The 19,091-nt window shown below is 67.7% G+C and carries 16 protein-coding genes and 2 pseudogenes; 9 read left to right on the forward strand and 9 right to left on the reverse strand.

Annotated elements, in window-relative coordinates; all coding sequences use genetic code 11:
- Window positions 1–396 precede the first annotated feature (396 nt).
- Window positions 397–660, reverse strand: coding sequence for a hypothetical protein (locus ACFU8W_RS48100; RefSeq protein ID WP_384052207.1), 264 nt, complete (start codon window positions 658–660; stop codon window positions 397–399).
- 130 nt (window positions 661–790) lie between these two features.
- Between ACFU8W_RS48100 and ACFU8W_RS48105 the strand changes: the two genes are divergently transcribed.
- On the forward strand, window positions 791–1,063 hold the full coding sequence (locus tag ACFU8W_RS48105; protein ID WP_384052208.1) for a hypothetical protein: 273 nt from the start codon (window positions 791–793) through the stop codon (window positions 1,061–1,063).
- Window positions 1,060–2,298, forward strand: a complete 1,239-nt coding sequence (locus ACFU8W_RS48110; RefSeq protein WP_384052209.1) for an MFS transporter — start codon at window positions 1,060–1,062, stop codon at window positions 2,296–2,298. Before ACFU8W_RS48105 ends, ACFU8W_RS48110 begins: the two co-directional genes overlap by 4 nt.
- Before the next feature lie 346 nt (window positions 2,299–2,644).
- Here the strand turns inward: ACFU8W_RS48110 and ACFU8W_RS48115 are convergent, their stop codons facing one another.
- Window positions 2,645–3,544 (reverse strand): hypothetical protein, encoded by a 900-nt coding sequence (locus tag ACFU8W_RS48115; protein ID WP_384052210.1) that lies wholly within the window; start codon window positions 3,542–3,544, stop codon window positions 2,645–2,647.
- A 751-nt stretch (window positions 3,545–4,295) separates the two neighbouring features.
- Between ACFU8W_RS48115 and ACFU8W_RS48120 the strand changes: the two genes are divergently transcribed.
- The gene (locus tag ACFU8W_RS48120) at window positions 4,296–7,118 is read left to right on the forward strand and encodes a heparinase II/III family protein (RefSeq protein ID WP_384052211.1); all 2,823 of its coding nucleotides are present in this window, start codon (window positions 4,296–4,298) and stop codon (window positions 7,116–7,118) included.
- A gap of 260 nt (window positions 7,119–7,378) precedes the next feature.
- Here the strand turns inward: ACFU8W_RS48120 and ACFU8W_RS48125 are convergent, their stop codons facing one another.
- Entirely contained in the window at window positions 7,379–7,684 is a 306-nt protein-coding gene (locus tag ACFU8W_RS48125) for a transposase (RefSeq protein WP_384052212.1), read from the reverse strand.
- A gap of 152 nt (window positions 7,685–7,836) precedes the next feature.
- Between ACFU8W_RS48125 and ACFU8W_RS48130 the strand changes: the two genes are divergently transcribed.
- Window positions 7,837–8,403 carry a hypothetical protein gene (locus ACFU8W_RS48130; RefSeq protein WP_376669243.1) on the forward strand — a complete coding sequence of 189 codons (567 nt, stop codon included), beginning with the start codon at window positions 7,837–7,839 and terminating at the stop codon, window positions 8,401–8,403.
- Between the two features lie 72 nt (window positions 8,404–8,475).
- A pseudogene (locus ACFU8W_RS48135) lies at window positions 8,476–8,592 on the forward strand (IS630 family transposase); the annotation flags it as partial.
- Between the two features lie 67 nt (window positions 8,593–8,659).
- On the opposite strand, the gene ACFU8W_RS48140 reads toward ACFU8W_RS48135, so the two are convergent.
- From ACFU8W_RS48140 to ACFU8W_RS48155, 4 genes are all read right to left on the reverse strand, one after another.
- Window positions 8,660–9,562, reverse strand: coding sequence for a hypothetical protein (locus ACFU8W_RS48140; RefSeq protein ID WP_384052213.1), 903 nt, complete (start codon window positions 9,560–9,562; stop codon window positions 8,660–8,662).
- Window positions 9,563–9,888: 326 nt separating this feature from the next.
- The gene (locus ACFU8W_RS48145; RefSeq protein ID WP_345510086.1) at window positions 9,889–10,470 is read right to left on the reverse strand and encodes a hypothetical protein; all 582 of its coding nucleotides are present in this window, start codon (window positions 10,468–10,470) and stop codon (window positions 9,889–9,891) included.
- 32 nt (window positions 10,471–10,502) lie between these two features.
- Entirely contained in the window at window positions 10,503–12,095 is a 1,593-nt protein-coding gene (locus ACFU8W_RS48150; protein ID WP_384052220.1) for an ISL3 family transposase, read from the reverse strand.
- Between the two features lie 615 nt (window positions 12,096–12,710).
- Complete coding sequence (locus ACFU8W_RS48155) at window positions 12,711–13,709, reverse strand: ArsR/SmtB family transcription factor (protein WP_384052214.1); 999 nt, start codon at window positions 13,707–13,709, stop codon at window positions 12,711–12,713.
- Window positions 13,710–13,863: 154 nt separating this feature from the next.
- Between ACFU8W_RS48155 and ACFU8W_RS48160 the strand changes: the two genes are divergently transcribed.
- On the forward strand, window positions 13,864–14,280 hold the full coding sequence (locus ACFU8W_RS48160; protein ID WP_345510088.1) for a peptidoglycan-binding domain-containing protein: 417 nt from the start codon (window positions 13,864–13,866) through the stop codon (window positions 14,278–14,280).
- A gap of 150 nt (window positions 14,281–14,430) precedes the next feature.
- Complete coding sequence (locus ACFU8W_RS48165; RefSeq protein WP_384052215.1) at window positions 14,431–15,000, forward strand: transposase; 570 nt, start codon at window positions 14,431–14,433, stop codon at window positions 14,998–15,000.
- On the opposite strand, the gene ACFU8W_RS48170 is transcribed toward ACFU8W_RS48165, so the two are convergent.
- Complete coding sequence (locus ACFU8W_RS48170) at window positions 14,991–16,148, reverse strand: IS30 family transposase (protein WP_384052216.1); 1,158 nt, start codon at window positions 16,146–16,148, stop codon at window positions 14,991–14,993. The two genes, ACFU8W_RS48165 and ACFU8W_RS48170, sit on opposite strands and share 10 nt — an antisense overlap.
- 44 nt (window positions 16,149–16,192) lie before the next feature.
- Between ACFU8W_RS48170 and ACFU8W_RS48175 the strand changes: the two are divergent.
- Window positions 16,193–16,942, forward strand: a pseudogene (locus ACFU8W_RS48175) (IS256 family transposase); the annotation flags it as partial.
- Window positions 16,943–17,103: 161 nt separating this feature from the next.
- The gene (locus ACFU8W_RS48180) at window positions 17,104–17,826 is read left to right on the forward strand and encodes a hypothetical protein (protein WP_384052217.1); all 723 of its coding nucleotides are present in this window, start codon (window positions 17,104–17,106) and stop codon (window positions 17,824–17,826) included.
- Window positions 17,827–17,862: 36 nt separating this feature from the next.
- Here ACFU8W_RS48180 and ACFU8W_RS48185 read toward each other — a convergent pair whose 3' ends face one another.
- Window positions 17,863–18,927, reverse strand: a complete 1,065-nt coding sequence (locus ACFU8W_RS48185) for a helicase associated domain-containing protein (protein WP_384052218.1) — start codon at window positions 18,925–18,927, stop codon at window positions 17,863–17,865.
- Window positions 18,928–19,091: the final 164 nt, after the last annotated feature.

Consider the following 19,091-nt stretch of genomic DNA (forward strand, 5'->3'; position numbering starts at 1 on the left):
GCGGCTGAGGAGACCGGGGCTGGAGAACCCGCGACCCCTGCGGCTGAGGAGACTGGGACCGAGGAACCGGCCCCCACTGCGGCTGAGGAGACCGGGGTTGAAGAACCCGCGACCTCTGCTGCCGAGGAGACCGGGACCGAGGAACCGGCCCCCACTGCGGCTGAGGAGACCGGGGCTGGAGAACCCGCGACCCCTGCGGCTGAGGAGACTGGGACCGAGGAACCGGCCCCCACTGCGGCTGAGGAGACCGGGGCTGAAGAACCCGCGACAGAGGAGTAGGAGAAATGCTGTGCGCGGCGGTCGTCGCGCACAGCCACGACGGCAGTCTCGAATGCGGGCTCGAACCGCCCTTTAAGTGGACTCGTCGGCGTCCGGCTCGTTGCCCGAACGCACTGGTCACGCATCCCGCCGTGCGAGGGGCAGAGGTCCGGATGTCTGCAGCACCGCTGGTGCCACCGCGGGCGGGTCTCCGCTGGCCACCCACCGGTAGCGGGCCACCATCATTATGTCGTCGATGCTCTCCCGCACGAACCCGTCCACGATGCCTAGACCGTCCGGGCGTTTACGCAGCACCACATCGCCCGGCTCCGTATCGTCCGCGATCTGCTGGCAGTCCGCCGAGTCGGGGCAACCCGAGAACTCGTACACCCAGTGGCCCATGCCTGTCATCCTGCCGGGAACACCGAGCACCCCACTGATCAGGCACGAAGGCGGTGGAGTGGATCCGCCCGAGGGGATCAGAGGCATTGCTGATCACACCAGTCCGCGGCCCGGGGGCCTGGAGCCGTCCGTGCAGCTGCAGCAACTCGTCGTCGTCCCCATGGGCAAGCGCCTCTCCGAGCTGGACCGTCTGCGCCGCTCGCCGCGCGACATCTTCCTGCGGTTCGGCCAACTGCGGATCAGGCTGAACGGCCACGATCGGATGGCTGAGCACACCGTCGCCAGGATGACCGGGCGGCAGCGGCGTCTCTGCGGGCACTTCGGTAGGCAGCCCGACCTCATGGACTGGTACTTTCCGACTGACCAGGCCACCATCATGGGTCGGGAGCCGGCAGCCAGGTGACTTCTTCAGGCACGTCAACGCGTGCGGCACGGCGAGCGCTTGGCGCGGTCTTGGCAGCCGAGGCGGTGTCGGTCGCGGGAAACCGGATCGCCCTGATCGCGATTCCCTGGTTCGTGCTGGACACCACCGGTGATCCCGCACGGGCCGGGCTGAGCGGGGTCGCCTACTTCGTTCCCGTGGTGCTGGCCGGGCTCTTCGGCGGCCCCCTGGTGGACCGCATGGGGTTCATCCGCAGCAGTGTCCATGCCGACCTGGCCAGCGGGATGACGGTGGCCGCGATCCCGGTCCTGTACATGCTGGGCCACCTGCCGTTCTGGCTGTTGCTGGTCCTCACGTTCGCCGGCTCGATGCTCGACGTTCCAGGCACAACAGCCCGCCGCTCCCTCGTGCCCGACCTGGCCGAAGCCTGCGGTATGCGGCTGGAACGGGCGATGAGCGCGCACGAGACAGTGATGCGTGTCGCCCAGCTCACCGGCGGATTGCTCGGCGGCGTGCTCCTCGCAGCTCTCGGGCCAATCCTTGTGCTGTACGTGGATGCGGCCAGCTTCCTGGTATCGGCCCTGGTCGTGGGGCTGACGGTGCCCCGAGCGTCGCCTCGCAAGGCTCCGCACCTGTCGAAAGGCACGTCACGGTACTTCGCGGAGCTCACCGAAGGGCTGCGGTTCATCCGCGAGGACACGTTGCTGCCTCGGATCCTCGTGGTGTTCATGTTCGCCAACATGGCCGACAACGCCCTGTTCACCGTGCTGCTGCCCACCTTGGCCGAGCAGGTGCTCGACAACCCGCTCGCCCTGGGGCTGTCGGTCGCTGCCTTCGGCGCCGGCGCCCTGGTGGGCGCGGTCCTGTTCGGTGCAGTCGGGCATCGGTTCCCCCGGCACGTAATCGTGACCGGCGCGTTGCTGATTTCCGGGGCCCCGAAGTTCTTCGTCATCGCCGCGCTGCCCGGAACTCCCACGCTTGTCGTCACCATGGCTCTCGCCGGTATCGCTGCTGGACCAGTGAACCCGCTGTTGACCGCTGTCCAGTTCAGCCGTATTCCCTCGGAGCTCCGGGGACGCGTTTCCGGAGCGATCATGGCGGCGGTTGTGGCTGCGGTGCCGGTGGGCATTTTCGGCGCCGGCCTGCTGGTCGCCATGACCAGCCTCACCACGGCTTTGCTCGTGATCGCGGCTGGTTATCTCCTGGTCAGCCTCTATCCCGCATTGCATCCCGCGTGGCGAACCGCCACCCCATGACCTCCAGATCGATCGATCTTCGACATCTGCGGCATGACCAGCACCTTTCACCAAGAGCATCCCGATGCTGACCTGGCCACCATCACCCCGTACATCACCAGCAAGATCCGGCGCTTCGGCACGTGGCACCCGGACTGCGGGCGAGGCATACCTGGGAGCCGGTGGAGTAATAGTCAAGACCTGTGGATCGTGGGGTAGTCCCGGCCGGATGCCTCGCCGTCCCGTCCGCGCCGGGTCCCGTTCGCGCCGACACGCCGGAGCCCGCTCGAACACGGGCACCTCGTCGAACGCCCCGAGGCCCAGGCGGCCTGCACTACCCGACGATCGGGTCCTCGGCTTCAGTCGGTCAGAACTCTGCTCTGGCGACGGGAGGGATGGTCCCGTTCTGGGCCTGCTGGGCCCGTTCGGCCAGCATCTGGGCGAGGGAGGAGAGAGCGGCGGGGTCGAGGGAACTATCTGCCGTTCGGTATGTGACCCAGGTGACGACGGTGCCCACGAGCGCGCCCGCCTCCGCCCGCTCGGCATTGACGATCTTTGCCCGGTAGGCGACGCTCTTGTCACCCATGGGCTGCAGCGACAGCGGCTCGAGACCGTCAGAGTGTTCGTCTTTATCCGCTCGGACATCAGCGAAGCGTTGGGCAGCGTGGTCGGCGGTGTCGTAAGCCTGGATGTAGAAGAAGGCTGCCTCGCCCGAGTCTGTAACTTCAAATGGGACGGTGCCGGTGTACAAAGCCCCCGTACATGCCGAACTGCAGTCGCTGGGCACGCCCGCCTTGATCTCTTTGTCCTGCGTCGCCTCCCAACCAGAGGGAAGGCTGCCGGAGTCAGGGAGAGTCACTTCAACGACTGCCGCCTCGTTGAGCGCGGCGTTCTTGCGGTCGGGCCGGCCTGATTCGCTGGGCGGAGTGATGCCAGCGCCCCCCTCGTTGTCGCTGAGTGCTCCCGATTGGGCGTCGCTCGGTTCTGACTGCCGGGAGCCTTGGGGGGAGTCATCGGCAGTGAGGAGCTGCACCCCGCCGTAGACACCAAGCGCGAGCAGGGCCAATAGCAGGGCCGTTGCTGCGACCAGGAAGGCGCGGGCACTGGGCGTGTTGTTGATGGTCAGCGGGCCGAGGGAAATGGGGCTGCGCGACAACCGGCTGCCCGTGATCACCACACTATTCTCGGTGTGCGTGGACGGAGCAGACAGGTGCAGTTCCAGCTGCCGTCTCAGCTCCGGATCTGCCTCGATCTCGTTTCGCAGCACGTCCTGAGCGTCGGATCGTGCTGCCGGGCTTCTGCCAGCGTCGAGCTCTGCCAGGGTTGTACGTCCCCGCTCCGTTCCTGCAAGACGGGCCCGCACCAACTCGGTGACCGCCGCACCAGCTCCCTCTCCGACAGCAGTTGCTGCCCCAGTAGCAGCAGCGACAATCACCCCCACTGCCACGACCGCAAGTTCCGAAGCCTCCATGTCCCCCCCGTGACTACGCCCGATTTGCTGAAGCCCATCATCGGGCATCCCGTCTCAGGGGTCACCCTCAGCGTGTCCACCACTCAGGGGGAGGCCCCAAGGCCGGGTCGTTAGCGTTTTCGCAGGTCACACAAGTGAGTTGAAGGATCCTCGACGCAGAGCAACGGAGCTCGTTGGTACAGGCAGTCGACCAAGACAGCTTGTCCCGAAGGAGCTCCGTTGCCTCGTCATTGTGTCCTGCCGTCTGCGCTGACGGCCATCACCCGTACGGTCGCTGTGGCCGCGGGCCGGTTCGCTCCCGGGCATCTGGGGGAGCTGACGGCGGTCGTGCCGTTCGAACTCGTGGACGCGATCCTTGTCTTTGAGAGTGTGTCGCTGCCCTCCGGAAGTCTTCCTCGTCAGTCTCCGCTGCCCCCTTGACCCTGCCGCAACTGGTGTAGACCATTGACCGGCGGTGGATGCAACCGCTTTCTATCGCCAGGCGAAAGGGACGACCCCCATGGACCAGCGACACCCCCTCCTTGCCCGCAGACGAGTCTTGGGCACCATGGCCGGCGCCACCGCCGCCGGCCTGCTGCCCCTGGGGTCCATCGCCCGCGCGGCCGAGACGCAAGCCACGTCGAGCGGTTCCGCCGAGGACGCCGGCTTCTTCGGCATATGGGACGGGAGCACTTGGACCACCCAGCCGCGCCTGGACTACACCGCGGCCGCCTCGCTGAAGCCCGTCGAAGACGCCGCCAGAGCCGGGGACTACGCCGCCGCCGGTGAGGCCCTCCGCAAGCACTTCCGATCCCGCACCGCGAAGGCGCCCCTGCCATTCCTCTACAACGGCATCTTTCGCCCGGGCCAGATACCCCTGTTTATCGACCACATCTGGACCCTCGGCACCGGCGAGATCTACCAGGACGTTGTCACCGTCACAGGCGCCGCGTCCACCGTCTCCGCCGATGTGACGGAGGCGCTCACCCGGGCCGCGGAAGGCAAGGCATCCGAGGTGATGTTCTTCCTGATGGCGCGCGACAAGGAGCCCTCGACCGCGGTCTTCGCGAGCCGCGACGCGGGCGCGGGCGCCCCGGTGCTGGAGGTTACGAAGGCGGACGGGAGCACCGTCGCCTTCCCCGCGACCGCCGACACGTACATCAAGGCCGGCGACGACGCGACCGGCAACTTCGGCTCCGACAGCGAGCTGCAGGTCCGCGACGAGGGCGTGGGCGCCTTCACCGCCGAGACCCGCAAGGCGTACCTGGCCTTCCGTATCGAGGGTGTGACCCAGGCTCCGAGGTCGGCGCGCCTTAAGCTCACCGGCCGTAACGCCACTGCCGCCGCCAACAAGCGAGTCATCGTCTTCCAGACCCTCGAAGCCTTCAACGAGACCACCCGCACCTGGGCCAACACCGTCCAGAACACCTTCTCCTGGCAGGGCGACCCGGGCGGCTTCGACTGGAAGAGGCCCGCCGGCGCCGACCCCGAGTACGGCGCCCAGCTGCCCCGGCTGTACTTCGCCGGCCCGATGGCCGACGCCTACCGCCAGAGCGGCGACGAGACGATCGCCGCCGGACTGACGAGCCTGATCACCGACTTCATCCGCGACGCCGACAGCTACGGCACCGCGTACGGCGCCGGCTCCTTCCCGCGCAGCCTCGACACCGGCAACCGCATCGTCAACTGGGTGTACGCCTACGAGTCCCTGCGCGCCAGCCCGTCCCTCACCGCCGCCGACAACACCGCGATGCTGCGCACGATCGAGAAGTCCGGCCGCTATCTGGCCGTGGCCTCGGGCCCCAACCCCAACTGGATCCAGTTCCAGAAGCAGGCGCTGACGGCGATCGCCGTGCACTTCCCCGAGTTCCGGGGCAGCGCCGAGTGGCTGGAGCACGCCCGGACGTACCTCTCCGCTCAACTCCGCACGGCGTTGTATCCCGACGGGGGTTACGTCGAGTCCACCGACGGCTACGCCTGGGGTGTCGTCGACACCTTCGGCGGGCTGACCAAGTACCTCCAGGACAACGGCTACGAGCTCGGCGGCAAGGCCGAGCTGGACCGGCTCGTGCGCTTCCTCGCCGACCAGAACCTGCCCGGCGGCTTCAGCCCCGCCTACGGCGACAGCGGCACCTTCGACCGCCGCCCTGCGCTGCTGCAGTACGGCGAACTGCTCGGCGACGCCACGCTGACGTACATCGGCTCCGACGGCGCCCGCGGCACGGCCCCCGACCACACCTCGGTCCTCTACCCGGACACCCGCGTCGCCGTCCAGCGCAGCGGCTGGCGGCCGGACGCGGCGTATCTGCGGATCAATGCCGACCGCGGCCCGCACTCCCACCCTGACGATCTGGCCGTCACCGTCTGGGCCGAGGGCAACCGGCTGCTGCCCGACATGGGCGCCTTCACGTACTCCAGCGACCCGCGGAGCAACTGGCTGCGTTTCACCACCGAGTCGCACAGCACAGTCGAGGTCGACGCCACCGCCCAGAAGGTCGGCGCGGCCGCCTCCATCGACCTCTTCGCCACCAACGGCGCCTTCGACCTCACCCGCGCCTGGACCGACGGCAACTCCGCCGCCCGGCACACCCGCACAGTGCTGTTCGCACGGCCCGGCCTGTGGATCGTCTCCGACCATCTCAGGCCGTCCGGCACCGCAAACCACGTCTACCGGCAGAACTGGCAGCTGCTGCCCGAGGCCCGGCCGGCGCTGGAGGACGGCAGCCGGGCGACCGTCACCGACTTCGCGGAGGGCGGCAATCTGCGCCTCGTCCCCGCCCGCCCCTCATCGCTCCGGGCAGAGGTCCGTAACGGCTACTACTCGCCGGTGTTCTACAGCGTCACGGACAGCAAGTATGTGACCTACACGCGCGAGGGATCCGGCCCGGTCACCTTCGACGCGCTGCTGCTGCCCGTTCCCGCCGGCCAGCAGTCCACCGCCACGGTCGAGGACCTCGCCGTGGCGGGAGCGGCGGCCGGTGAGGCCTCGGCGATGGCCCTCACGTTCAGCACGGAGCGCACGGCCACCTACGCCGTGGCGCACACCGCGCCGCGGTCGCCGATCGCCTTCGGCGCGTACACCTTCGACGGCACGGTGGCCTACGCGGAGGCGGACTCGCAGCGGCGGACGTGGCTGCTGTACGGCGGGTGCAGGCTCGCCACGAAGGACGCCGTGCTCGTTGACTCCCCGGTGGAGCTGAAGGACTTCGCGGTCCGCCTCGACCCGGCGCGCAGGACGGTCGCCATCGACGGCACGGGGCTCGTCCCCAGCACGGACGTCGACAAGGCCGTCAGGATCCACGCGCCCTGGGCGGCATCGGTGACGCTCAACGGCGAGGCGGTCCCGTTCACCGTCAAGTCGAGCAAGCTGCTCGCTGCCGCGGCGGGCTGACCCGGCCCGGGCGGCCCGCCCCCGGGCGACGTCTGCATCGCCCCGGCGGGCCCCTGGCCGCCGGGGCGAAGGGCACTTCCGTATCTCCCCAGCAAGCTTCTCCTCTGCCGCCTGCCGTGCCCCGGCGGCGGGATGGGCCAGGAGGTAGGCGTAGTAGGCCGAGCGCGTCACCTTCAACGCCCGGCACAGCAGCGACACGCTGTAACCACCGGGGTTGCCCTCAGACGCCTTCTCCGCGTCGACGAACGCGTAGCGTGCGGCTACTTCGTCTTCTGCTGTGCGAAGAAGGCGGTCGCTTTTCCCAGCACCTCGATCGTCTGCTCCTGCTCGCGGACCTTGCGTCGCAGTCGGACCAGCTCCTCGCGCTCCGCTGTCGTCAAAACGCCCGCCGGACCCTCGCCCCGGTCGACCTTCGCCTGCTTGACCCAGCCCCGCAGGCCCTCGGTACTGACCCCGAGTTCCCGGGCGACCTCGGCCACCGTCCGCCCGGAGGAACGGACAAGCTCAACAGCATCCTTCTTGAACTCGGCTGTGTACCGCTTGCTCGTATTGCTCTTCTTACTCACTACCTGGACTGCTTCCTCCGGGACCCATACGTCCCAGTATCAAGTTGTCCTGACCCTGGGGGGAACTTCACTCTCCTGCGAAAGACCAGGGCCGGCACCAGCCGCCCCCTCCTCCCGCTCACCGTCACCAACCGAACCCACACCCCACCGTCATGAACCGACAAGGCAATCCCGCCACCCTTGCTCAGGCCCGCCGACAGCACAGCCTCGACAAGCGCCAGCGCGCCCTGACCGCCCTCACCGTCCTCGAACGAGACGGCGAGAGGATCACCCACACCGCCGTTGCCCGTGCCGCGAACGTCTCCACCTGGCTCACCTACGCCGATGGCATCTGCGAACACATCGATGCCGCCCGCGAACGACAGGCCCGCACCCCGCCTACCGCTCCCGACCCGGGAACCCCCCTTACGCCCGCAGGGCTGCGCGCAGAACTCGAAACCGCCCGCCAAGAGATTAAGAACCTCCGCCAGGAACGGGACCGCCTACGCAGCGCCATACGGCAACAGCTCGGACAGCAACTCGACGCGCTCACCACACCTGATCTGGCCGGCCGCGTCGACGAACTCACCCGACACAACCACCAACTCGCCGACCAGCTCCAGCAGGCCACCGAAGAGAGCACCACCCTCCGTGCCCGGGCCACCTCTCTGGAACAAGACCTCGCAGCAGCCCGCACCAGTCTGCGCCGCATGATCCGCACCGAGAACACCGCACGGTGACCGCACTGGCTACCCACGGGTGCGGGCAGGTCCGCTCACCGCCCTCACCATCACGGACGTCGGCGTGAGCTGGCCTGCGTCGAGCACCTCTACGCCATCGCCGACCGTGAGGTCATACCCGAGACCGGCGAGCCCGAGGTCATCTACTGCATGGACGAGTTCGGCCCGCTCAACCTCCAGCCCCACCCCGCGTTCGACGGGAGTGTCGGGACCTGCCCCCGAAGAGTGGAATGCGCTCGCCGAGGGCTGGCACCGCTCAACTCCAGCTCGGCGAGAGTCCGTGCGGTGGCTTGTAGGGAACCGGTCGGCCGGTGTGCGCGTCGAGCACAACGCGGTCGCCTACGGGCCGCGCCAGTTTCACAGTCACTTGCTGCAGCCGTGCCTGCTTGGTGCAGTGGCCGCCGTCGTCCTTCCGGTGTTTGACGGAGCCCGAGAGCACCACGCTGCCGCGTGTTTCCAGCACATCCACCACGGGGCCGTCGTCGCAGGCGCCATGGAGGGAAACCACGGTCACCGAACGCCCGTCTGCGGCAATCTGGACCAGCCGGTTAAGCGGATAACCCGGGACGTCGTTGGCCCGCCCGACCGGCGGACGGGGGAGTGGCGAGGGGATGACGGCGGCCTGCTTGAGAGGGGAGGCATAGCCGTCAAGGGTGAACAGCCAGGCGGGGATCACTGCCGGTCCCCGGTTGGTGGCCACACTCATCTCACCCTGCTTCGCTCCGGTCACAGTGAGGTGGGGCTTTCCGTCGGTGCGGCCCCCGGCCAGGGTCTTGTACGACTCAGCCGCCCCAGTCAACGGCCGTGTGAGCGATCTGCCTCCCGCCCAAGTAACCTGGCCGTTCTTCGGCCCAGTGTTGGGCATCGTGCCACGTAGGGCGAGGTTGTGGTCTTGGTAGGCCTGCTTGTCGGCCTGGCTCCGCAGGCCGCCACGCGGCAGCTGGACCACGTCACCCATGGGGTGGTACCCAGCTCGCCACGCGGCGGCAGCGGTTGAACCGTCCCAGGCTTTGGCGACCTCGTGGGCACGGTGCGCCAGCACCTCCGTGTCGCCGCCAGCATCCTTCTGGTCGCCGCAACCGGAGATGGCCCCCAAGCTGGCGGCGGACACAGCCGTCGCAGTGAGCAGGCTCAGCGAGCGCGATGCCCGGATGCGCATGTGGACCTCCGAGAGGATGGTGATGTGGCAGCTGCCCTGTCCCTGTGACGCGGCCGGGTCAGGGCGGGTTCCGCAAGTTGCGGCGGCTCGTTGTCAGTAGACCTTGAGACCGATCTGGTTCCGCGGGAGCGGTCAGGCGCCTGTCGGGTTCGACGTTGACGCCAGTGGTTCTGTACACGAGAACGGACAGCGGATGTTCAGCACTTCGGGAGCTGCCGCTAATGGTTGGTGTTCGATGTTCACGAGATCGGGTTCTGGCTCGCTTTCCGTGACGCGTGCACGGTGAGTGACCTCCGCCGGGAGACCAGGGTGACCAAAGATGGGTCTCAGGTGCAGACGATGGGGCAGCCGCGTCGGATCGAGTGCTGGGCAGCGCGCAGGAACAGTGAGACGTAGAAGGCTGTGTTCAGGTCCTTGGTCCACGGTCCTGTTCGAGTAGTGGCCAGTTCCTTTGCTTGGTGCCTGAACCACATGCTCAGATCGAGGTTGTCGCATGTTGCCGGGGTTTCGGGTGGCAGATCGATGGCTGCTGCCAGCTTCTCGGCGAGCGGTAGTACCTGAGGAGCGCCGACGACCATGGACTCGTGGTCGTCGGATTCGATGGACAACCAGATCTCCTCATCGAGCGAGAAGGGCACGAGCACGGTCCAGCCGCAGAGGATCTCTGATTCCTCTCGTGACAGGTGCGTCTGACACAAGGCGAGGAACCCGGTCATGGAGGGGGTCAACTTCTCCTCGAAAGCTTGCCCTGAGCCAGGTGCGAAGTCCGTCTCTGGGGGAACGTCCTCGTAGGGCGGTAGGCCGCGCCGCCTGAGTTCAGCGTTGAGCGCTGAAGCAACCTCGCCCCATCCATCTTCCTCGTCACCAAACCATTCCTCCGCGCCAACGCTCACCAGGTAAACACCCATGTGGGGAAGCTATCGCGCGCATCTGACATCGATCAGTGATCCAACAGGACTCGCTTGCGGAGCAGCGCGAAGCCAGCCCGGCCGAACATCTGGCGCTTGAGCATCTTGATTCGGTTCACGTGTCCTTCAACGACGCCGGAATTCCAGGGCAGGGTCAGGCCGGCGATGACCGCGTCGCGGTCTCGCTCGATTCCTGCCGCAAGAGTGTGGAGGCTGGGCAGATCGTCTTGACGGACGGCGTCGAGCCACTGTGGGAGCCGTTCGCCCTGGCGCTCGGTGAGCATCTGGGCGAAGGACCGGACGTGACCGGTCAGGGCATCGAGTTCAGGGCAGTTGGCCAGGACGGCCTTGAGCCTGAGCTGTTCGATCTCGGTCAGAGCTTCGGGTCGGCTGAGGATCCATCTCGTCACCACGCGGGGTGCCGGTGGTTGCGCGGTGACCGGCCGTGGCGAAGTGCGCTTCTCTCGCAGGTAGGCGCTGACCCGGCCGTAGCTGCCTCGATAGCCCAAGGGAACGATCTCCTCCCAGAGCTTCCATGCGTTGGTGCAGCCCTCGTCCCAGCGTTCGTCCAGGTAGGGCTTGTACTCGTCGAGGACGGAGGTCCTGTTGTGCTGCCACTGGCCGCGAAAGAGGTCTTCCGGCTTCGCAGCGTCGGCGAGGCTCTTGACGGTGCGGTGGGTCATGTTCAGCTGGCGCCCAATGGAACGGCGGCTGTGGCCGGCTTCCAGCAGCGCGTGGACCGTGGCGTGCCTGGCTCGGACACGGTTGGCGAACCGCTCGCTCCGCCACGGAGAGTCCGCCTTCTCCTCGGACGGCACCGGTTCGTCGGCCTTCGCCCCGCGATCGGGAACCAGGACGCGAAGGCACTGGCGGTGGCGGGCGACAGCCCGCTCAGCGGCCTCCCCGAGGTTGTGCCACAGATGCCAGCGGTCGGCGACCTGCGTCGCTTGGGGTGCCCCGGCTGTGGCGCCTTCCGTGAAGAACGGCGCGCGGTCCCGGCAGACGATCTCGATCCCGGGGCGCTTCTCCAGCCATGCGGCCAGGCTGGACGCCTCCCGGTCAGGCAGCAAATCCACCGGCCGGCGGGTCTCGACGTCGACGAGCACCGTGCCGTAGACCCGTCCTTTGCGTGTGGCGTATTCATCAACACCAACCACCCGCGGGGCCGGGATTTCGGGTTCGGGCAATGCATCGAGCAGCCGCAACACCGCGCTGCGGCTGATGGACACCCCGAAGGCCCGTGCCATCCGGGCGCCGGCCCGGCCGGCGAGGGCGAGACCCACCGCGGCGAGAGTCGACCGCAACCGCTCCGTCCACCTGCTGTGCCGCCGTGTCAGCCCCGGCAGCTGCTCAGCGAAGGTCCGCCGAGCACACGAAGGCTCCGGACAGAAGAACCGCCGGACTCGCAGTTGTAGGACCACCAGACGTCCGCCACTCGGAACGTCCGCAGGAAACCGTAGGTAAGAGCTGTGTACGCGGGTCGACTCGCTCCCACAGTCCGGGCATGCCGCCCCGGCCGCCGTACTGCAGACGTCGATGCGTATCGCCTCGTGGCTCACGTCCAGCGACAGCACCGACACGTCCGCGATGGACGGTAACAGCAGGCCCTCCAGGCGGGGCGCCATATCTTCCACGACGTCGCATTGTCGACCACATCAAGATCTGTCCTGGTCATTTTCAGGCAACTTCCCGGAGCCTACTCGGAGCGTCAGCCGTCACTCAGCGTGCGTACATCACGGAAAGCGAGCCAGAACCCAAACTTGTGAACAAAGCCACTTGGTGCACACGAGGGTCGGCGCCAGTTGGTGCCGACCCTGTGCGTTCAGGTGAAGACCGCGATTTGTGATGGACAGTGCGAGCATGCCGTGACGCTCGCCCGCGCGGCTTTCGATGCAGTACGCGTGGCTGCGACACCCAGAACGTCAAAGCGCGGGCGCAGCCGAAGAGGTCGGCGGATCGGGACCAGGAGGAGCCCTGGGCGGTCTTGGACAACCGACCGCACGGGGCGCACGACTGTGTGAGCGGCTCGGCCGCGGTTAGATGCTGATCGACTGGGGAGTGGAGCGCAAGGGCGGCGTGTACCTGCGAGAGTATGTGCCGCCCTCGCATGCGTTTTGGTGCTCAGGGAGGTCGGCTCAGGCCCAGCGGTCGGGGGACCGCTTCGGTGGCGGCGTGCTGCGGCAGGAGCCGGCACATCGATCACGCAGGCGGGTGACCCCAGGAGCTTGCCCCGCCCCCACCTACCGGCTTCTCGCCAGTCGGGACCCTTCGGGTGTACGGCGGTAGAGCACCGATCGGCCGGACCGGGCGCGGGCGACGAGGCCGGCCCGGTGCAGTACGCCAAGGTGGTACGAGACCGTGGCGGGGCTGAGGAAGTGACGTGCCGCGAGCTGTGCGGTGGAGGCGGGTTGTGCCAGCTCGGCGAGGAGCCCGGCGCGGGTGGGGCCGAGCAGCTGGGCCATCTCGGCGGGGGGCGCTGCTGGGGCGATGGTGTTGGCGATGGCCTTGTCGCCCACGGGATAGATGAGCATCGGGGGCCGGACTTTGTTGCGGGTTGCGTCCACGGCCACGGCCGGCCGAGGTGCGACGAGTGACGGCACGACGACCACCAGGGGCACGGGCCGTGCGATCCGGAACCGGCTCTCGACGTGCAGGGTGTCGTCGGTCCACCGGATGCCGGGGTGCAGGGAGTTGAAGAGCCTGGCCGCTCCGTGCCGGGCCAGCACGCCGGCGCATCGGTCGACCTCCGCGTCGAGGGCTGCCTTGGCGGCCTCCCAGTGCGGGGCGAAGGCCAGCTCCCAGTAGCGCCGTACCTCGTTAGCCGCCTGCCGGGCCACGTGCGCACCGCCCCGCGCCATGGCCCGCCGCACCCCCGCCGGCAGCTCGGATCCGGCGAGGCCGTTTTGCGGCCGTCCGTCGCGCAACGCCTCCAGCTCGCTCAGGACGCGTTCGGGCGGGGTGCACCGGACCTGCTCCAGTTCCTCCTCGACGGTGGGGGAGGGCCCGCAGGGGTGCGGGCTGAGGAAGTCGGGCACGTATCCGGCCCCGTCCAGGGCCAGTTCGGACAGTAGCGGCAGCCGTGCCCGGCGCAGCACGCGCCGGGCACGTGCGACCCACGGATCGGTATCCGGGGCTGGTCGCAGGCCCCAGGGCAGCAGCGTCGCGGCGACCTCGTGCAACGGCGAGACGGCGAAGCGGGAGCGGGCGAGCCCTACGGTGTCCACGGTGAGCTCGATCATGACCCTCCCGCTGTCTGGTCCTGCTGGTCCCGCGGCCGTCCTTTCGAACCTGATCGAATCGTGGCACAAAACGTCGCGGTGGCAGGCCTGATCGGCGCAGGCTGGTGGCCCGAAGCCCGGTGGAACCTGTCAAGCCAAATGAACGGAGACGAGCATGCGACTCAAGCGAGCCCTAGCTGCCACGGCGGCAGCTGTTCTCATCCCGCTCGGGGGGGCTGTCACCATGGCTTCCCCTGCCGCTGCCACTGGCCCTTGCTCCGGGTCCACCTGGTTCAACTACGGCGGCTACTGGCACAGGATCCCCACCACGACTGACAACAGCGGCAACCGCCAGTGCCACCTCCAACAGGGTCTCGTCGGTGGCGGGGTCGGTGAGCTGCAGCGGAACCTGAACCGCTGCTACAACCAGAGTCTCGCCCTCGACAACAACTACGGGCCCAAGACAACCCAGGCCGTGCGCTACGCGCAGGACCGCCTCAATATCACCGTGGACGGCGTCTTCGGCCCGCAAACCTCCTATGCGATGGTGTGGGCCAAGTTCGACTCGGCCGGAAAATACTACGGCTGCTAGTAGACGTACCCGTCAGAAGCCTCGCAGGTCCCTCTGCGGGGCTTCGTCGCGTCGGGAGCCTGGGAGCGCCTCCGGCCCCGCGTCCGGTTCGCTTCACTCAGCGGGTCTGTACGGTGAACGGTGTAACTCCCAATCTGGAAGCGACAGTTGATGACTGACGTGATGAGTGACATCAAGGTCGAGGAGGCCGCCGCCGTGGACGTGGTGGATGAGGGGCTGGTTACCGAGTTGGTGGCCCGGGCTCAGGCCGGCGGGATGAAGCTGACCGGTGAGGGCGGGCTGCTGGCCGAGCTGACCCGGAAGGTCCTGGAGTCTGCGTTGGAGGGTGAGCTCACCGACCACCTGGGGCACGAGCCCGGTGAGCGGGCCGAGGAAGGGCGGGAGAACTACCGCAACGGCCGCCGGTCCAAGACCGTGACGACCGAGGTCGGCCCGGTGGAGATCGCGGTGCCGCGCGACCGGGCGGGCACCTTCGAGCCGCAGCTGGTCAAGAAGCGGCAGCGGCGCCTCGGCGGGGTGGACGAGATGGTCCTGTCCTTGTCCGCGAAGGGCCTGACGCACGGGGAGATTTCGGCGCATCTCGCGGAGGTGTACGGAACCGAGGTGTCCAAGTCAACGATCTCCACGATCACCGACAGCGTGATGGCCGGTATGGCCGAATGGCAGAACCGTCCACTCGACCGCGGGCGGTTTCCACTGATCGTTGCGAATCAGCGGTAGGCCAGTTCTCTTGACCAGCGTCTCATGGCCTCTGCCGGGGTGCGGTCTCCGAGGATGCGGCGGGGCCGCTGGTTGAGTTGCCGCTCGACTTGTATGAGATCGCGCAAGGTGTGGCGGGCGAGGTCAGTCCCCTTGGGAAAGTACTCGCGCAGCAGCCCGTTTGTGTTCTCGTTGGTGCCGCGCTGCCAGGGCGAGTGCGGGTCGCAGAAGTAGATGTGGAACCCGGTCAGATCCTCTATCTCCTCGTGAAGGTAGAGTTCGCGGCCTTGATCCCAGGTCAGGGTCCGTCGCAGGCTTGCGGGCAGATCGGCGGTCTGAGCGGTGAGGGCGTCGCGGAGCTGCGGTGCTTTCCAACCGTCGGGCAGGTGGATGAGCCTGGTGTAGCGAGTGGCGCGGTCGACCAGGGTGCCGATTGCGGAGTTTTGTGCTCTGCCGAGGATGAGGTCTCCTTCCCAGTGGCCGGCCTGTTGGCGTTCCTCGGCCTCGCGGGGGCGTGTGTGGACCGGCCGCATGTTCGGAATGGCGTTCTTGGAGGGTATGCCCCGGCGTTGCTTCTTGCGCCGGGTTCTGCGGGTTCGCAGGCGGGCGGCGCGTTTGTCGAGCAGCCCGTTGTACAGGGCTCGGTAGACGGTTTCCGGGCAGAGGTTCATGGCCGGCTCGTCCGGGCGGCTCCGGGCGAGGTCCCGGGTGATCTGCTGTGGTGACCACCGCTGCTTCAGCTTGTCGTTGACAAATGTCCGCAGCTCAGGATTGACCTGCAGTTTCTCCGGCTTGGGGCGGCGTCGGCGCAGGATGGCCTGGTTGTGCGACCACCACGGGTTGTACCTGCCATCGGGGCCTCGGCCGCGGGAGATCTCCCGGTAGACGGTGGAACGGTGCTTGCCGACCTCTTCGGCGATCACGGCTGGCGTGCGGCCGGCGAGCAGGCCCTCGGCGATCGTGATCCGGTCGTCCTGGGTGAGGTAGCGGTCGTCGATGGGTTTGTCGGGCAGCAGCATACGTCCAGCTTTGATGAACCACACCGAGCCTGCGCTGGTGGATACGCCCACCCGGCGGGCAGCGGCTGCCCCTTTCAGGCCACCTCTACGCAGTTCGAAGTAGCTCTTCGGCACCGACAACGGCAACCGGTTCGGCGGATACTTCGGCATCGCACAGACTCCCTTCAGCAGTCGCAACCACCGATGGAAACCGCCGCGTCTATCCGGTGGTGTTCATCGACTGTGTCAACGTGAAGGTCAGGGACGGGCAGGTTGCCAACCGGCCCGTCTACATGGCCCTGGCAGTCACGGCCGAGGGCACCCGGGACATCCTCGGCCTGTGGGTCGGCGACGGCGGCGAGGGCGCCAAGTACTGGCTGCAGGTCCTCACCGAGATCAAGAACCGCGGCGCGGACGATGTACTGATGCTGGTCTGCGACGGCCTGACCGGACTGCCCGACGCGGTGAACACCGTCTGGCCTCGAACAATCGTTCAAACCTGTGTGGTTCACCTGTTGCGCAACAGCTTCCGATACGCGGCCCGCCAGGACTGGGAGAAGATCGCGAAGGCGCTCAAGCCGGTCTATACCGCGGCGACCGAGGAGGCCGCGCTGGAACGCTTCCTGGAGTTCGGCGAGGCCTGGGGGGCGAAATACCCGGCGATCGTCCGACTCTGGGAGCGTGCCTGGGCGGAGTTCGTGCCCTTCCTCCAGTTCGACGTGGAGATCCGCAAGATCGTGTGCACGACGAACGCGATCGAGAGCGTCAACGCCCGCATCCGCAAGGCTGTCCGGGCCCGTGGGCACTTCCCGAACGACCAGGCCGCTCTCAAGTGCGTCTACTTGGCCGTGATGAGCCTGGACCCCACGGGCACCGGACGCAAACGCTGGACCATGCGCTGGAAGGCCGCACTCCAAGCCTTCGACATCGCCTTCGACGGCCGGCTCACCGCCGGACGCCGCTAGAAAACACTGACCGAGTCCCACCGTTCGCTGTACAGACCCCTCTCCGGGAACGCCGCATCGAAGCCGTCCCGCCCCCGCTGCGCCCAGCGGTCCGGGCCTTCGCGCAAGCACTGCTGGACCAGCGTGAGCGTGCCGCCGCTCTGGGCCTGCGCCCGAACCGGTTGAAGACCATCGAGATCCGCCTCGATACCGTCCGGGACCTTGCCCTCCACGCCGCAGGCCGGGGCCACAGGGCGTGGGCGTCCCTGACCACCACGGACCTGGAGGCGTTCCTCGCCCATAACCCGGCCCGCAGGGCATCTTGGCTGGCAGGCCTGCGCCAGTTCTTCGCCCACGCCCACCGCACCGGGGCCGTGCTCCACAACCCTGCCGAGCCCCTCGATGCTCCACAGGCGCGTGGTTTCCGGGGTGCCACACTCACCCTGGACGAGCAGCGCTACCTCTACCGCCGCTGGAACGGGCCTGGCGAGATGCACCCGCACGAGGCGTTCATCGGTCTGGCTGCGCTTCTCCACGCTGCCACGACCACCGAACTGCGTCTCCTCACCCTCGACCACCTCACCCCCGCCCGCCACGCGGTGCGCTTTCCAGGACGCTCTATCGACCTCGCACTCGATACGGCGACGTGGAAGGCGCTGATGGGCTGCCTCAGCCACCGGGCCTCGCTGGGAACGGACAACCCGCACTTCCTGGTGACGCGCCTGACCAGAACCACCAGAGAACCGGCCAGCGCGGCCCACATCCGTGACAGTCTCGCCTCGGTCGGCCTGCTGCCGCGCGTCCTGCGCTCGACCCGGCTGCTCACCCTCGCCGCCGAACTCGACATCAAACAGCTCACCGCGACGCTGGGCATGTCGTATGCCGGGGCTGCCCACTACGTATAGCCCCTGGGGCCTGCCGGGAGCCGTGAAATCCCCGCTCTACCGTGCCCAGTTGTATCCGAGTTCGGCGAGGGCGGCGAGTTGCTGCTCGGTGAGTCGGTCGCGTCGGCTCTTCTGGTTGCTGAGGAATACGCCCAACCGCACTGTCGTGCCGTCGGGGAGTTCTTCGATGTGGCCCCTTCCGACGACGGTCTTCTCCTCGCGTTGGATGTACTGCCTGAGGGCCGCTACGCCCCGCTGGAACGCGTCGGAGCCCTTCGTTGCCCCAGTCTTCGCGTTGGTTCGTGCTGCGGTCTTCTGGGGCCGTACGGCCGGTTTCGCGCCCATCTCGCCCAGGCGGTGTTGCTGTTCCGGGTTCAGGCGTGTCCAGTCCCGTACCTGCCGTGCGAGCCAGCGTCCGATGTCGTCCCCGTGCCGCGTCACCCCGGGCACGACGTCGTCGAGGCCGGCACCGCTGGCGAGGAGCACGTGCAGGCCGGTGTAGTGGCGTTGCCAGTCGACGGTCCACCCCAACGCCCCCGGATTCCAGTCGGGGTCGATGGCGGCGAGCTGTTCGGCCCGTCGTGCTGCGCGTTCGGGGTCCTTGCCGAGGCCGCCGGGTCGTCGGAGGTTGGTGAGCCATTGTCCGACGGGTTTGTCGAGGGCGGTGGCGTGGCGGGGTGCGGCGAGGGTGCGGGCTTCTTGGTAGTAGGCGCGGGCGGCGGCGAGGTTTTCGGTGAACTGGGCGTCGGCGGTGTCCCAGATCATGCCGAGTTCTTCGAGTTCGTCGGCGCGGGTGCTGGGCATGGTTCCTGCCCGGTAGGACCGTCTCTGGTCGGACAGCCATCGGCCGAGCGGGTAGGTGCCTTCCTGGTGTTCGTAGGGCACATCGAGACCGTCTTCCCGCTCGAAGTACCGCCGCGCGGCGTCGTATCCGCGGGTCCAGTCCTGGCGTTCGGTGTCGAGGACCTGGAATTTGACCCACTTGGCGACCATTACCGGATCCCGGGGTGCCGCGAACCTGAGAAGCAGCCGCGACTCCTCCTCACCATCCTCCGGCTCCGGACCAATGTTCTGCGACGGATCCACGACCCGCTTCTGGTTCTCTTGCGGAATGGCGAGCATCTCGATGGCACGCTCATCATGCGCCCGAAGCCCCTCAAGAACCTTTACCAGAGGCCGATATGAAGAGGAGGTGGAAGTTTTCGTGTTGTTGTCCGGCGGGATTCTCGTTTCGGTGTCCAGGTGGGTGGATGCGGCTGAGTGGCTGATTGGCGTTGTTTTACGGG

The sequence above is a fragment of the Streptomyces sp. NPDC057565 genome, assembly GCF_042801455.1.
Classification (GTDB): Bacteria; Actinomycetota; Actinomycetes; order Streptomycetales; family Streptomycetaceae; genus Streptomyces; species Streptomyces yanii.